We start from the raw sequence: 13194 nt of genomic DNA, 5'->3' as shown, positions 1-13194 counted from the left end.
ACATTCAAAGTTTATTTCAATGGATCAACTGATAACCAGGCAGGCCTTATTCGACTCCTTCGAAGGGAAGGCGACGTCCCTGCAACGAAAGCTGATCGAGCAATGGCTTGAAGACGCCGATCACCAAAGTTACTATTACCGATGTCTGGACGAATGGGAGCGGGGCCACCCGCAATTACGGATCGACCAGCAGCGTGCCCAGCGGCATTACGACTCGTTCCTGAACGGGGAAGCGAAGAGGCCCGTAAGACCACTTACCGCCCCCGAGTCGGAAGAAAAAAAGGGCCGTTCGTTCAGCGCTGCCGCAACCGGTTCGCTCGCGGCAGCGTTGGCATTACTGGTGCTCGGGTTTGTGTTCCGGGCGCAGATCATGTATAAAACCTACGAATCGTCCAAAGCGCATTTTACCAGCATCCTGCTCAGCGACAGTACCGAAGTGACATTGAATTCCAATTCTGTATTAAGAGTGCCCCGGTTCGGCTTTGGCCGGAATGTACGGCAGGTGTGGCTCGACGGCGAGGCGGAGTTCAAGGTTACGCATACCCGCGATGACCTGCGTTTCGAGGTGCTGATGGGCGACGGCTACCGGATAGAAGTGCTGGGCACCGAGTTCAACGCCTTTTCACGGGCGCGCGGCAAACGCGTGTTTTTGACCAAAGGCAAAGTGAAACTCAACCTGCCTGAGGGCAAGCCCGTGTACCTGGCACCAGGCAACTACTTTATGACCGAGCATAAAGGCACGTTCAAAGTGGTGACCCCCGCAGAACCCCTGTCCATTACAGCCTGGAAAGAGCAAACCTTCTATTTTGAAGACACCCGCCTGACCGAAGTCGTCGAGCAGATCAACGAGCGGTTTGCGGTCCGGATCAGGATCCAAGACAAGCGCCTCGGCGAGCTGACCATCGGTGGAATTTACCAGGCCAGGGATGCCGACGCCCTGCTCGAAACCCTTTCGGCCATGTTTGAAATGGAAATTGACCGCACTAGCGACGAAATAGAACTGCGTATTCCCCAAAAACAAGACCTATGAAGATCCCGATTTTACGCACATGCCTGGCCGGCGGGGCCGTACTCGCTGCTCCGACCGTTTTCGCACAGGATATCGCGCTGCTGAGGCCCGCCATGTATCAGCAGGGCCAGCAGGCAGTTTATTCCGTCAAGCTCCGAGGAGTGCTCATCGATTTGGGCAAAAAGCATCACGTGAGCATTCTGTTTGAACCCTCGGCGATACAGGGCATCCAGGTGGCCGCCGGTGCGGAATCCGTGAGGGGCGATCTGGAAACGGAGCTCAAAAGGCTGCTGGCACCCACCGGTCTGGAATATGTGAAGACAGGTAAGAAGACTTATCTGATCCGAAAAAAAGAGCATGAAAAGCCAAACGCGGCGCCCGTGAAGCAGGTGCGTTTTGGCGAGCAACCGGAATCGGAATTTACAGGCCCGCCCGAGCGCAGCCGCACAGCCGACGTGACGGTGAAGGGCCGGGTGACCGACGAAAAGAATGAACCGCTTCCCGGCGTAAGCATCCTGGTGAAGGGCAGCAACCGCGGTGGGGTAACCGACATGGACGGGAATTTCTCACTCGCGGTACCCGAGCGTGATGCCGTGCTGGTATTTTCCTTTATCGGCTATGTTACCAAAGAAATAACGGTAGGCAGCCAGACGACGATCGACGTACGCCTGGATGCCTCGGTGAGCAGCCTGAGCGAGGTAATGGTGGTAGGGTACGGCACGCAGCGAAAAGGGGATATCACCGGTTCGATCGGCTCGCTATCGGCCAAGAACATCCGCGAGGTACAGGTGACTAACTTCGAGAATGCCATTCAAGGGCAGATCGCCGGAGTGCAGGTGCAGGAGCCGAGCGGCGAGCCGGGTGCGGCTACCACCGTGCGCGTACGAGGCCTTGGCTCGGTATCTGCCGGCAATGAGCCGCTGTATGTGATCGACGGTTTTCCGGTAACCAAAAATATGGATCCCGGTATTCAGGGCGACATTTCGCGGCGGACGACGGCTTTTGCATTGCCGCCTTCAAACCCGTTAGGAACGATTAATCCTAACGATATCGAATCGCTGGAAGTGCTCAAAGACGCTTCTGCAGCGGCAATCTATGGTTCCAGAGGTTCCAACGGGGTAATCCTGATCACGACTAAGAATGGTAAACGCAGTTCCAAACCCCAGATCGGTTTCGACGCCTATTTCGGGGTGCAGTCGGTAGCCAAGCGTGTTGAGTTGATGAATGCGGCGGAGCTTACCGCCTACGTAAAGGATACTAAAAACAATGCTTACCTGCAAGATGTAGCCGGTGCCAATATCAACGACAACAATGCAACCCGCTACACGAAAACGACCAACGGGAGCTATTTTATTCCCGACGATTTTGCCAACCCTACCGGCACCGATACCGACTGGCAGGATATTATTTTTAAAACCGCGCCGGTACAAAGCTATAATGCATCGGTGTCCGGCGGGACCGAAACGATGAACTACTATTTCTCAGGCGGCTATTTCAACCAGAAAGGGATTATCGACCGGAGCGGTTTCGAGCGTTACAGTTTTCGCGCCAATATGGAGGTGAACCCGGTGAAAAAGTTGAAGATCGGTTTCGGATTAAGCCCTTCATTTACCAACACCGACCGCTCGCCAGCCGGCGCACCGTACTTTGCCGATCCGCCGGGGATTGTCTATTCCGCGCTAGTAACATCACCCACGGTAACGCCCTATTTGCCCGACGGCAGCATCAACCAGACCGACAACCAGTCGCATTTGCTAACCGAAGACGGCCGGGGCGCCAACATGACCGCCGCCAGTAATCCGCTCGCGATCATCAAATATGTGACCGACGATCTGAAACAGTTCCGGACGTTCGGCAATGCATTTGCAGAATATGAAATCCTGGAAGGGTTGAAATACAAATTATACACCGGTGTCGATGTGAATAGTTATAACCGCTCCTTTTATATGGCACGCGCGTTTCTGAACCGCAATGCGACCACCGGCGACCCGTATGCACAGTCCAATGCGTCGCTGAATTACAACTGGCTGGTCGAAAACACCTTATCGTACGACAAGACGTTCGGCAAGGAACACCATGTTTCGGCGGTGGCGGGTTATAGCGCCCAGAAAGACAGACTGGACGCCAACCAGGTTTACGCGCAGAACCACCCCGACGATCTGTCGCCTTCTATCAGCGGCGGGCAGGTAACGAGCGGTGGGGATAACCGCCAGGAATGGTCGCTGGTTTCGATGCTGGCCAGGATGAATTATGCTTTCCGGGATAAATACCTTCTCACCGCGACGATCCGTTCCGACCGTTCTTCCCGTTTCGGGGCAGGCAACAAGTCGGGCACATTCCCGTCGCTGTCGGTGGGCTGGCGATTGTCGGAAGAAGCTTTTATGAAAAGCGTCAAACCGATCAGCGACCTGAAAATCCGGGCCAGTTGGGGGCAAACCGGAAACTTCCTGATCCCGAACTATGCCGCGATCGGTTTGCTCAGCCCATATAACTACACGTTCAACAATGTGATCGTGAATGGCATCGCGCCTTCGACAATCAGCAACGACCGGCTGACCTGGGAAAAAACAGCCCAGACGGACATAGGACTGGACATGGGCCTTTTCAGAGACCGCCTGTTCATTTCGGCCGATTGGTATCACAAAAAGACGACGGACCTTCTGCTGAATGTGCAAGTGCCTTCCTCTGTTGGCTTTTCGACAGCCTTGCAAAATATCGGGAAAGTAGAGAACAAGGGGATCGAGTTGACAGTCAACAGCCGCAACATCGTGGGTGCATTTACCTGGTCTACCGACTTTAACTTCTCGCGCAACCGGAATGAAGTCCTCCAATTAGGCCCTACCGGCGATCCGATCCTGAGCACAGGCGGTGCTGGCATTCGGCATATCACCCTGATCGGCGCACCCATCGGAAGTTATTACGGCTATGTGGTCGAGGGCATTTACCAGACCCAGGCGGAAATCGATGCCGCGCCCAAAGATGCCCTCGCCCCGGCAGCACGCCCCGGCGACCTGCGTTTCAAAGATGTGAACGGCGATGGTAAAGTGGATGCCGGCGACCGGACGGTGATCGGCAACTACATGCCCGATTTCATGTACGGGATTACCAACCGTTTCAGCTTCAAAGGACTCGACCTGAGCATATTCTTCCAGGGCGTGCAAGGCTCCAAGATCCTGAACCTCACACGCCGCCACCTAGGCAACGGGGAGGCTGCGACCAACTCTTACACGGACTGGACCGAACGCTGGATTTCGCCTGAGAACCCCGGTAACGGCACCATTCCGCGCGCCGACCGCCTTACCGATCTCCACGGGGGCAATAACAGACCTTCATCGTACCAGGTGGAGGATGGCTCTTATTTCCGGTTGCGAAGCATTACGCTTGGCTATACATTTCCTAAAACCATGCTGGGCAAAGTACAGTCGTTGAGGGCTTACGTGTCGGGTACTAACCTCTTTACAAGCACCAAATACATTGGTTATAATCCGGAAGTCAACAACCAGTCGGGCCTGACGGGCGTGCAAGGGGAAGACTACGGTGCGTACCCGCTGTCGCGTAATTTCACATTTGGTTTAAATGTAACATTTTGAAATTCATAGATCCGCGCAATATATGAAACTGAAACACATTCTCGCCGTCCTGACGATCGCTGTCGGTGCGTGGTCGTGCAGCCAGGAATTTACCGATCTGAACCCAGTCACCCAGCGCAACGTCAACGGTTTCTACCTCACCGCCGGCGACATGACGACCGCCATCAATGCGGCTTACAAAGCCCTGCAACTCAACGGCGCCTATAACCAGAGTTACTGGATCATGCAGGAAATGCGCTCGGACAATACCGACCAGGGGCCGGACGGCACCGGCCTGGGCGCGGAACTGACGGTGATCGACAACTTCTCCGAAATCGCCACCAGCGAGCTCATCACCGCCGCCTATACCGATTCGTACCTGGGCATTGCCCGCTGCAACATCGTGCTCGACCGCATCGGCGGCATCGCGATGGATGCCGTCCTGAAAGAGCGTATCCGTGGCGAGGCGCTATTCCTTCGTTCACTGTTTTACTATAACCTCACGGTTTCGTTCGGGCGCATTCCGATGCCGCTGACCGAGCCGAAATCCGTGGCGGAGGGCCTGGCGATGCCGCAAGTGCCTGCCACGCAGGTATACCAGCAGCTGGTCGCCGATTTGCAAACTGCGGAGGCTGCGTTGCCTGTCAGATATGCTGCGGCGGACATCGGTCGGGCTACCAAAGGTGCGGCTGCGGCATTGCTGGGGAAAGTCATGCTGACCGCCGGCGATAAGGCAGGTGCGGCAATCGCGCTGAAAAGGATCGTGGATACCTACGGCTACACGTTGCTGCCCGACTATGCGGGCCTGTGGGGACTTGCCAACAAGAATAATGCTGAATCGATTTTCGAAGTCCAGTTCAAGGGAGGCGGCACTGGTACGGGCAATGCTTTTACGAACGCATTTTCACCGCTCTTGCGGCAAACAACCGGTGCTTACAAGAACCGGCCTACCGTGGGCATGATGAATGCTTTCGAACGGGGCGACGACCGGTTTCTGAAATCGATGGACACCAGCTATGTCAACAGTTCGGGCGTGCTGATCTCGCATTCGCGGAACGACACCCGTTTTATCACCAAATTCGGCAGGGAGAATGCATTCAATGAAAACGATGCTTCCTACAATTTTATGGTACTGCGCTATGCCGACGTGCTGCTGATGCTGGCCGAGGCGCTGGGCGAATCGCCGGAGGCCTATGGTTATATCAACGAGGTGCGTGCTCGGGCGAAGTTAAGTCCCATCAGCGCAGCTTCACCCGGTACATTCGAGGAAAAACTACTGCGTGAGCGGCGGGTGGAACTGGCTTTCGAGAATCACCGCTGGGCCGACCTGCTCCGGTTTGGAAAGGCCGGCGAAGTCATGCAGGGACAGGGTAAAAATGCCCGGTTGCTTTTCCTGATCCCGCAACGTGAACTGGACATCAATTCATCCTATACTCAAAACTAACCAGACTCTTTCCTATACCCTTTTCCTATGACACGCTTTCTATTACGACAAGCGGTGGCAGCGCTGTGCCTTGCCCTGGCTGCGCAAATACCCGCCAGTCAGGCGCAAATGCCGGCCAAACCGACCGCCGCGAAGATCCTGCACGATATGCAGAAATTGAATGTGCTCGGTAATGTGCTCTACATGGCCGCTCACCCGGACGATGAGAATACGACCTTCATCGCCTATATGGCCAACGGTCGCCAGTTCAATACCAGCTACCTGGCGCTTACCCGTGGCGACGGCGGCCAGAATCTGATCGGTACGGAGATTCGCGAGCAGCTGGGGCTGATCCGCACCCAGGAGCTGTTGCAGGCCCGCCGTGTAGATGGCGGCAAGCAGTATTTTTCGCGGGCAAACGATTTTGGCTTTTCCAAAAACCCCGAAGAGGTGTTCACAATATGGGAGCGGGAGAAACTGCTGGCGGATGCCGTTTGGGTGATTCGCAATGTGCGACCCGACGTGATTGTAACCCGCTTTCCGCCCGATGCTCGCGCCGGTCACGGACACCATAGCGCGTCGTCTATCCTGGCCGAAGAAGCATTCGACGCCGCTGCCGACCCAAAACGGTTCCCGGAGCAGTTAAAATTTATACAACCCTGGCAAGCAAAACGGCTGATGTGGAACATTGGCATGTGGGCCGTGCGCAACCGGGAGGAGTTTGTCAAAAATGCACGCAATTATTTGCAGATCGACGTAGGCGGGTACAACGCGCTGCTGGGTAAATCGTACGGCGAAATCTCGGCCGAGAGTCGCAGCATGCATAAAAGCCAAGGTTTCGGATCGATCGGCAGCCGGGGTATTTCGATAGAGTATCTGCAACATACCAAGGGGCCCAAGGCGCAAAAAGACCTTTTTGAAGATATTAATACCACCTGGGGCAGGGTGAAGGGCGGGGACAAGATTCAACCCATGGTAACAGCGCTGATCGCGGCGTACAAACCCGGGAATCCAGACGCTAGCGTGCCTGCATTGCTGAAAATCAGGACGGAGGTCGGTAAGTTGCAGGATCCCTTCTGGAAAAATATCAAGCTGAAAGAGGTCGATGAGCTCATTAAAAACACACTGGGCCTGTACCTGGAAGCTACCGCACCCGACTATTCGTTCACGGCGGGAGAACCCATGCAGGTATCTGTGGAGGCGATCAACCGTTCGGCAGCCGGAGTGATTTTACAAAAGGTGAAATTGCCCTTCGGCGGAGATACCGTGCTCAGCCAGCCGTTGAAAAACAACGAGGGGGCCGACCTGGTGTTTCAAACCAAAATTCCTGTCAGCACGCCTGTTTCACAACCTTACTGGCTTCGGGAGCCGATTGGTTACAAGGGACTTTTTTCGGTCGACGACCAGCACGAGATCGGTAGGGACGAGAATCCGCCGGTGGCGGTGGTCGGCTTCGAGCTGAGCATCGATGGACAGCAACTTAGCTATGAGACGCCGGTTGTCTTCAAAAAGAAAGACCCAGTGGCGGGGGAGGTGTACCAGCCGCTGGTGGTGACGCCGCCGGTGTTTGCAAATATTTTGCAGGATGTGTACATGTTCGAAGATGGGCAAGCCAAGAAAGTGCTCGTGGCTTTGAAAGCCGGGAAAGACGATTGCAAAGGGCAGGCGGCACTACGGTTGCCTGAAGGATGGAAATCGGTGCCGGCCAGCCAACCTTTCGCGATCAGTTCGAAGGGGGCCGAACACGTGGTGGAGTTTATGCTGTACCCACCCGCAGGCTCGCAGGATGTGGAAATGACCGTCTTGGCAGAGGTGGACGGAAAGGATTACGGTAACAGCCTGGCACAGATCACCTACGACCATATCCCGGCACAGGCGTTTTTTCCAAAAGCGACCGCGAGGGCTGTTAGGCTCGATCTGATCAAGAAGGGCAATCATATCGGCTACCTGATGGGCGCGGGCGACCTGATCCCTGTGAGCCTCCGCCAGATCGGTTATCAGGTGACAATCCTCGAAGACAAGGATATTACCCCCGAAAAACTCAGCCATTTCGACGCCATTGTAGCAGGGGTGCGGCTGTACAATACCAATGAGCGCATGAGGCATCATCAGCCGGTGCTGCTGGATTATGTTAAAAATGGAGGCAATCTAATTATCCAGTACAATACTGAAATGGATCTGGTGATGAAGGTTATCGGCCCATATCCCTTTGAACTAACGCGTGACAGGATCACCGTGGAAGGTTCTCAGGTGCGCTTCCTGAAACCGGAAAGCCCGGTCTTGAACAGCCCGAACAAGATCACGGCTGCCGACTTCGAAAACTGGGTGCAGGAGCGGGGCCTGTATTTTCCGCAAAAATGGTCATCTGAATATGAAGCCGTGATTTCTTCCAACGATCCTGACAGTCCGGCGCTGGACGGCGGTATCCTGGTGGCTAAGTACGGGAAGGGTAATTATGTGTATACCAGCTTGTCGTGGTTTCGCGAGCTTCCTGCCGGGGTGCCGGGCGCGTACCGCATCTTTGTCAACTTGTTGTCGCTCGGGAAATAGGGGGAACAGCAATTTCCCGGTTGCGGCCGTCTCGGAAAATCGGTAATTTGATGGCAGCTTTATCACTATTCCTGATCACTATGCAAATTTCAAAACAAGCCGCATTGGCTTACGTCTGTTTGTAAGCGCTCGCATGTTGTCGGCCGCTTGCTTCTGAAATACTCCCGTTTTACTGGACAGCGAACGGATGAAATTAAGTTAAATTGAGCCCCTCCCGGGTTTTCAGATGGTTGAAAGTAAAGTTTCCAGTGTTTGTCGAGGGAGGTCAAGGGTGAAATAGAGTAAAGCCTGTGGTAATACACCAGGCTTTACTTGTTTAAGATTTAAAAACTGGGCTCTCCTTTTTCTGCTGCTGTTTCCGGGGCCTGATTTCAGTTGACGGATTGTCAAGAGCAAGAAATTCAATAGTTTTAAAAAACTGAGTCCGCCTGTCGATATTTGTTGATCACAAATGCTTTCAGCTTATAAATCCTTCTTTAGAGTGTCCTTACTTTTTATGATATCGATACCACAACCTTGCCGATACGTTTACCCTTTTCCAGTCTGCGGTACGCTTCCTTTACCTGATTAAGTGGAAAAACGGTATCAATCACCGGATGCAGATCATTGATCTCGATTGCCCGGTTCATCGCCGCAAAACTTTCTGCACTGCCAACAGCAAGCCCCTGTATTCTGAGGAAGGACATGTTGATGTGATGCTCGTGAATATTAATTGGTAAATCAGCCCCGGAGATAAACCCGGCAGTGCCCACAAATCCATTTTCCTTGACAGAAAGCAAAGATTCTGCGATGGTTTTGGTTCCGGCCATATCAAGGGTAATGTCCACACCTTCTCCATTTGTTAGCGACAATACCTGCGCATGCCACCTGGGGAATTCGTTGTAATTAATCACGGCATACGCACCCAGGGATCTTAACCTTTCCGCTTTTTCGTTTGAACTGGTTGTCGCGATGATTCTTGCCCCGGCTGCTTTCGCAATCTGTAAAGCAAAAAGAACAACTATACGTGGAAAACCAGGCTGCAATCGTGAAGAAATATGCTGGGCCGCTCAGCAGTACCGGCAGCCGCTGATGGTTTTCTCCCATCAGGTAATTGGTCTTGCCAGGGTCAGTAGCCGGGATACCTATTTCAGATATGTCAGGCAGCTAAGCGAGTATGGTTAGATCTGTTACGAACCCTCGTTTAGTCATAAGCAGCCCAGCCTGATCCATCTGGGTCAGGCCCCTCAGGTACCGGATGCCTACCACCGGAAATGGCAGAGGCAATGAGCAGGGTCTGCCGGTACTACTTGGTATTGAAGAACCCGCAGCATTTGTTACGGGTTCTTTAGGCCATCAAAGCGGTGCTGTGCTATTTTACCAGCATCCCTTCCTTGACCTGACTGATGAAGTCGTCGGCTGGCTTGAAGAAAGGAATCTGGTGAGCGGGGATGACGATAGTGGTCTTCTCAGAAATGTTTCTTGCCGTTTTTGCAGCTCTTTGCCTGATGATAAAGCTGCCAAAGCCGCGGAAATAGATGTTTTCTCCCTGACTGAGCGAATCTTTGATGGTTGCAAAAATAGATTTGATGATTTTTTCAACTTCTTCCTTTGGGATGTCGGTCTTTTCAGTTATCTGGTAAACAAGGTCTGCTTTGGTCATTTCTGATGCGTGTTTGTGGTTGTTCGCCGTAAAATTAAGATTTGGGAAGTGAGTCTGAACCCGATCTGGGCTGAAACTGAAATAAACGAGCGATCTTAAATCCCTCTGGGAGAACACTTAAAGCATCTAAGAACGCCGAAATTGTCAATTTGTTCCCTATACGGGATATTTGTAATGAGTCTCCTTAGGAATTGCAGCTACTTCATACTTTAAATTCCATTCTTTAATGTGTTCTAAAATTGGCAAAAAAGCCAAGCCCTTTTCGGACAGCCGATATTCCACCCTTGGCGGTAGTTCCTTGTAAGCCAATCTTTCCAATAAACCGTCTTCTTCTAGCTCTTTCAGCTGTTCGGTCAGTACCTTTCTTGAAATATGCGGCACGATGGCATCTAACTGACCAAAACGCATGGTACGGGTGCCCATTACATTGATAATGATGGGCTTCCATTTATTACCAATCGTGCCAATAGCTCTTGTAAACGGGCAATTTGAATTGCAAAATCTGTCGTCTCTCATATCTGGAAGAATTTGTAGTTACCCATTGGTAACCAAAATAGACTATTATGGTTTCATAAAATAAACTATTGATAGTTCCTTTGCAATACAAATTAAAATAAACCTGATAATGAACAAATTAAAGAACAAAGTAGCAGTTATTACAGGCGGCAATAGCGGCATTGGGTTTGGCATTGCCCAGGAATTCAAAAATGAAGGTGCCGTGGGAGCTATTGTCGGAAGATCCCAGGAAACGCTGGATCGTTCTGTGGCGCAACTGGGGGGGGATTTCATTGGCATCAATGCTGACGTGACAAGCCTTGCGGACCTGGAAAGGGTGTTTAAAGAAACATCGGAGAAATTCGGTAAAATAGACGTGATTGTAGCCAATGCAGGTGGGGCGGTTACAGGAGCAGCATTTGGTTCTGTGGCGGATACCAGCGAAGCAGACTACGACAGGACAATGGATCTGAACCTGAAAAGTGTCTATTTCACTGTTCATAAAGCACTGCCGCATATGAACGATGGTGGTTCTATCATCCTGATCGGCTCGAATGCAGCGCACCGGGCTTACGCCTCATTTTCACTTTATGGTGCTGCCAAAGCGGCTGTGATCCATTTCGCAAAAGGCTTTTCAAATGACCTTTTGCACAGAAAAATCAGAGCAAATGTCATATCTCCGGGCACGACAGACACACCCGTATTCGACAGGTTTGTCCCAGCAGAACAATTGGAAGTTGTTAAAAAATACTGGGCAGAGGTAATGCCGATCGGCAGGATCGGGCAACCCTCTGACATTGGCAAAACAGCGGTTTTCCTGGCCTCCGATGATTCTTCATTCATGCTTGGGGCTGAACTCCTTGTTGACGGCGGACTAAGCTATTTGTCTAAATAATTGACCCAGTACTGACGCGGGTTGATTAACCCGTGCTAATAAAAATAATCTAAATTGAATCAATCAGAAAATAAAGAAGTGAGCTACGCTATTGTCGGTTTTGGAAAGATCGGACGGGCCTTGTCCAAGGCGTTTGTCCGCAAAGGCATCCAAGTATCGCTTGCAACCACACGCAAGCCGGAGAACTTTGCATCCGAGGCGGCCGCGATCGGACCTGCAATCATTCCTACAACGCTGCCAGAAGCCGTAAAGGCGGATGTAATCTTTTTGGCCGTGCGTTTTGAGTCGCACCCGGATGTCGCAAAGGCGCTGCCCAGCTGACAGGGAAAAACCATCGTCGATGTGACCAATGCCTACGGCGTGTCGCCTGAAAAGCTGGGAGGACAGCCTTCTGCGGTAGCCGTTGCCCAGGCCTTCACAGGCTTTAGGCTCGTTAAGGGCTTCAATCATTTGGTTGCTGCCGTCATTGGGCAGGATCCGACCGTTCATGGTGGGAGGAGAATCGTTTTCCTTGCAAGCGACGATGAGGGCGCAGCAACGGAGATTGGTGCGCTTGCGGAAAATCTCGGCTTTTCGGCCATCAAGCTTGGCGGACTTTCAGAAGGTGGACTACTTGTGCAGGCGCGCAGAAATAGCTGGGGTCAACTGATCTTTAAAGACCTGGTGAAGTTCGACTGATGAATTGCTATCGCAAATTTCAATGCGATCCTACCTCTTGAACAGATAGAACCAAAGTTTTGATATTAAATAATGGCAAAGCACTCGCCTAAACAGGAGTTGCCGTTAAACAATAACTAATAGAATAATGAATAAATTAGAAAACAAAGTAGCGGTCGTTTCCGGTGCTTTAAAAGGAATAGGTGCGTCCATCGCAAAACACTTTGCCGCCGAAGGCGCAAAGGTGGTTGTGAATTATGCCTCAAGTAAAGAAGGCGCAGACAATGTGGTAAAGGAAATTACCGACAATGGAGGGATAGCCATTGCGGTACAGGCCGATGTGTCGAAGGAACCCGACGTAATCAGGCTGTTCGAAGAAACTAGGAAGACTTTCGGCACGTTGGATATTTTAGTAAACAACGCGGTCTTTCAGCAATTCTTACCCATTGAGCAGGCATCAGTTGAAGCTTTTCACCAGCATTTCAATGTCAATGTTTTAGGTCCTGTACTTACGATCCAGGCAGCCTTAGAACTGTTTGGCGATAAGGGTGGCAATATCATCAACATCAGTTCGGGTGCAAGCAAATCGCCGATGGCGGGAGTCTCTTTGTATTCTGCAACCAAAGCAGCATTAGATGCCATCACGATTTCTTTGTCAAAAGAACTGGGTGCGAAAAACGTCCGCATCAATTCTATTTTACCTGGCGCTACTCAGACAGAAGGGGCAACCAGCGCGGGCGTCACAGTTGACAGTGAGTATGAAAAAATGTTTATTGCCCATACACCGCTTGGTCGTAGAGGCCAGCCCGAAGATATTGCGAAAGCTGCCGTATTCCTTGCTTCCGATGATGCAGCTTGGATTACGGGCGAGCAAATTTCAGTTTCGGGTGGTATGTACGGTTTCTAAATTCATCATGCAAAGAGGCTACGATACCAAATTATGGTTGACTACAA

The 13194-nt window shown here is 51.9% G+C and carries 11 protein-coding genes; 8 read left to right on the top strand and 3 right to left on the bottom strand.

Translation table 11 applies throughout. From position 1 onward, the window contains the following. Positions 1 to 19: 19 nt before the first annotated feature. The 4 genes from BP71_RS07955 to BP71_RS07940 are packed head-to-tail and all read left to right on the top strand — an operon-like array spanning position 20 to position 8551. Positions 20 to 1030: a FecR family protein gene (locus BP71_RS07955; protein WP_496378035.1), complete on the top strand. Its 1011-nt coding sequence runs from the start codon at positions 20 to 22 to the stop codon at positions 1028 to 1030. Then, positions 1027 to 4599 carry a SusC/RagA family TonB-linked outer membrane protein gene (locus BP71_RS07950; protein WP_496378034.1) on the top strand — a complete coding sequence of 1191 codons (3573 nt, stop codon included), beginning with the start codon at positions 1027 to 1029 and terminating at the stop codon, positions 4597 to 4599. The genes BP71_RS07955 and BP71_RS07950 overlap by 4 nt, the downstream gene beginning before the upstream one ends. Positions 4600 to 4621: 22 nt before the next feature. Beyond that, positions 4622 to 6022 carry a RagB/SusD family nutrient uptake outer membrane protein gene (locus BP71_RS07945; protein WP_496378033.1) on the top strand — a complete coding sequence of 467 codons (1401 nt, stop codon included), beginning with the start codon at positions 4622 to 4624 and terminating at the stop codon, positions 6020 to 6022. 27 nt (positions 6023 to 6049) lie between these two features. Continuing rightward, entirely contained in the window at positions 6050 to 8551 is a 2502-nt protein-coding gene (locus tag BP71_RS07940; RefSeq protein WP_496378032.1) for a PIG-L family deacetylase, read from the top strand. A 494-nt stretch (positions 8552 to 9045) separates the two neighbouring features. On the opposite strand, the gene BP71_RS07935 is transcribed toward BP71_RS07940, so the two are convergent. The 3 genes from BP71_RS07935 to BP71_RS07925 form a co-directional block, all read right to left on the bottom strand. Next, positions 9046 to 9576: a zinc-binding dehydrogenase gene (locus BP71_RS07935; RefSeq protein ID WP_496378031.1), complete on the bottom strand. Its 531-nt coding sequence runs from the start codon at positions 9574 to 9576 to the stop codon at positions 9046 to 9048. Between the two features lie 326 nt (positions 9577 to 9902). Beyond that, a complete protein-coding gene (locus BP71_RS07930; RefSeq protein WP_496378030.1) occupies positions 9903 to 10310 on the bottom strand; it encodes an HU family DNA-binding protein in 408 nt (135 codons plus the stop codon). Positions 10311 to 10349: 39 nt separating this feature from the next. Next, positions 10350 to 10709 (bottom strand): winged helix-turn-helix transcriptional regulator, encoded by a 360-nt coding sequence (locus BP71_RS07925; protein ID WP_496378029.1) that lies wholly within the window; start codon positions 10707 to 10709, stop codon positions 10350 to 10352. A gap of 109 nt (positions 10710 to 10818) precedes the next feature. On the opposite strand from BP71_RS07925, the gene BP71_RS07920 reads away from it, so the two are divergent. From BP71_RS07920 to BP71_RS07905, 4 genes are all read left to right on the top strand, one after another. Continuing rightward, on the top strand, positions 10819 to 11583 hold the full coding sequence (locus BP71_RS07920; protein ID WP_496378028.1) for an SDR family NAD(P)-dependent oxidoreductase: 765 nt from the start codon (positions 10819 to 10821) through the stop codon (positions 11581 to 11583). 54 nt (positions 11584 to 11637) lie between these two features. Beyond that, entirely contained in the window at positions 11638 to 11904 is a 267-nt protein-coding gene (locus BP71_RS07915) for an NAD(P)-binding domain-containing protein (RefSeq protein WP_496378027.1), read from the top strand. A gap of 21 nt (positions 11905 to 11925) precedes the next feature. Next, positions 11926 to 12261, top strand: a complete 336-nt coding sequence (locus BP71_RS07910; RefSeq protein WP_496378026.1) for an NAD(P)-binding domain-containing protein — start codon at positions 11926 to 11928, stop codon at positions 12259 to 12261. 127 nt (positions 12262 to 12388) lie between these two features. Continuing rightward, entirely contained in the window at positions 12389 to 13147 is a 759-nt protein-coding gene (locus BP71_RS07905) for an SDR family NAD(P)-dependent oxidoreductase (RefSeq protein ID WP_496378025.1), read from the top strand. Positions 13148 to 13194: the final 47 nt, after the last annotated feature.

Source organism: Dyadobacter ginsengisoli DSM 21015 (genome assembly GCF_059568735.1).
The sequence above is the reverse complement of the archived record's forward strand: the minus strand, read 5'-3'. Positions and strand labels throughout refer to the sequence as shown.

What these genes read in the sequence shown, in the direction of transcription:
- BP71_RS07955 (WP_496378035.1), top strand. Translation starts at nt 20, where the DNA reads ATGGATCAACTGATAACCAGGCAGGCCTTATTCGACTCCTTCGAAGGG.
- BP71_RS07950 (WP_496378034.1), top strand. Translation starts at nt 1,027, where the DNA reads ATGAAGATCCCGATTTTACGCACATGCCTGGCCGGCGGGGCCGTACTC.
- BP71_RS07945 (WP_496378033.1), top strand. Translation starts at nt 4,622, where the DNA reads ATGAAACTGAAACACATTCTCGCCGTCCTGACGATCGCTGTCGGTGCG.
- BP71_RS07940 (WP_496378032.1), top strand. Translation starts at nt 6,050, where the DNA reads ATGACACGCTTTCTATTACGACAAGCGGTGGCAGCGCTGTGCCTTGCC.
- BP71_RS07925 (WP_496378029.1), bottom strand. Translation starts at nt 10,709, where the DNA reads ATGAGAGACGACAGATTTTGCAATTCAAATTGCCCGTTTACAAGAGCT.
- BP71_RS07920 (WP_496378028.1), top strand. Translation starts at nt 10,819, where the DNA reads ATGAACAAATTAAAGAACAAAGTAGCAGTTATTACAGGCGGCAATAGC.
- BP71_RS07905 (WP_496378025.1), top strand. Translation starts at nt 12,389, where the DNA reads ATGAATAAATTAGAAAACAAAGTAGCGGTCGTTTCCGGTGCTTTAAAA.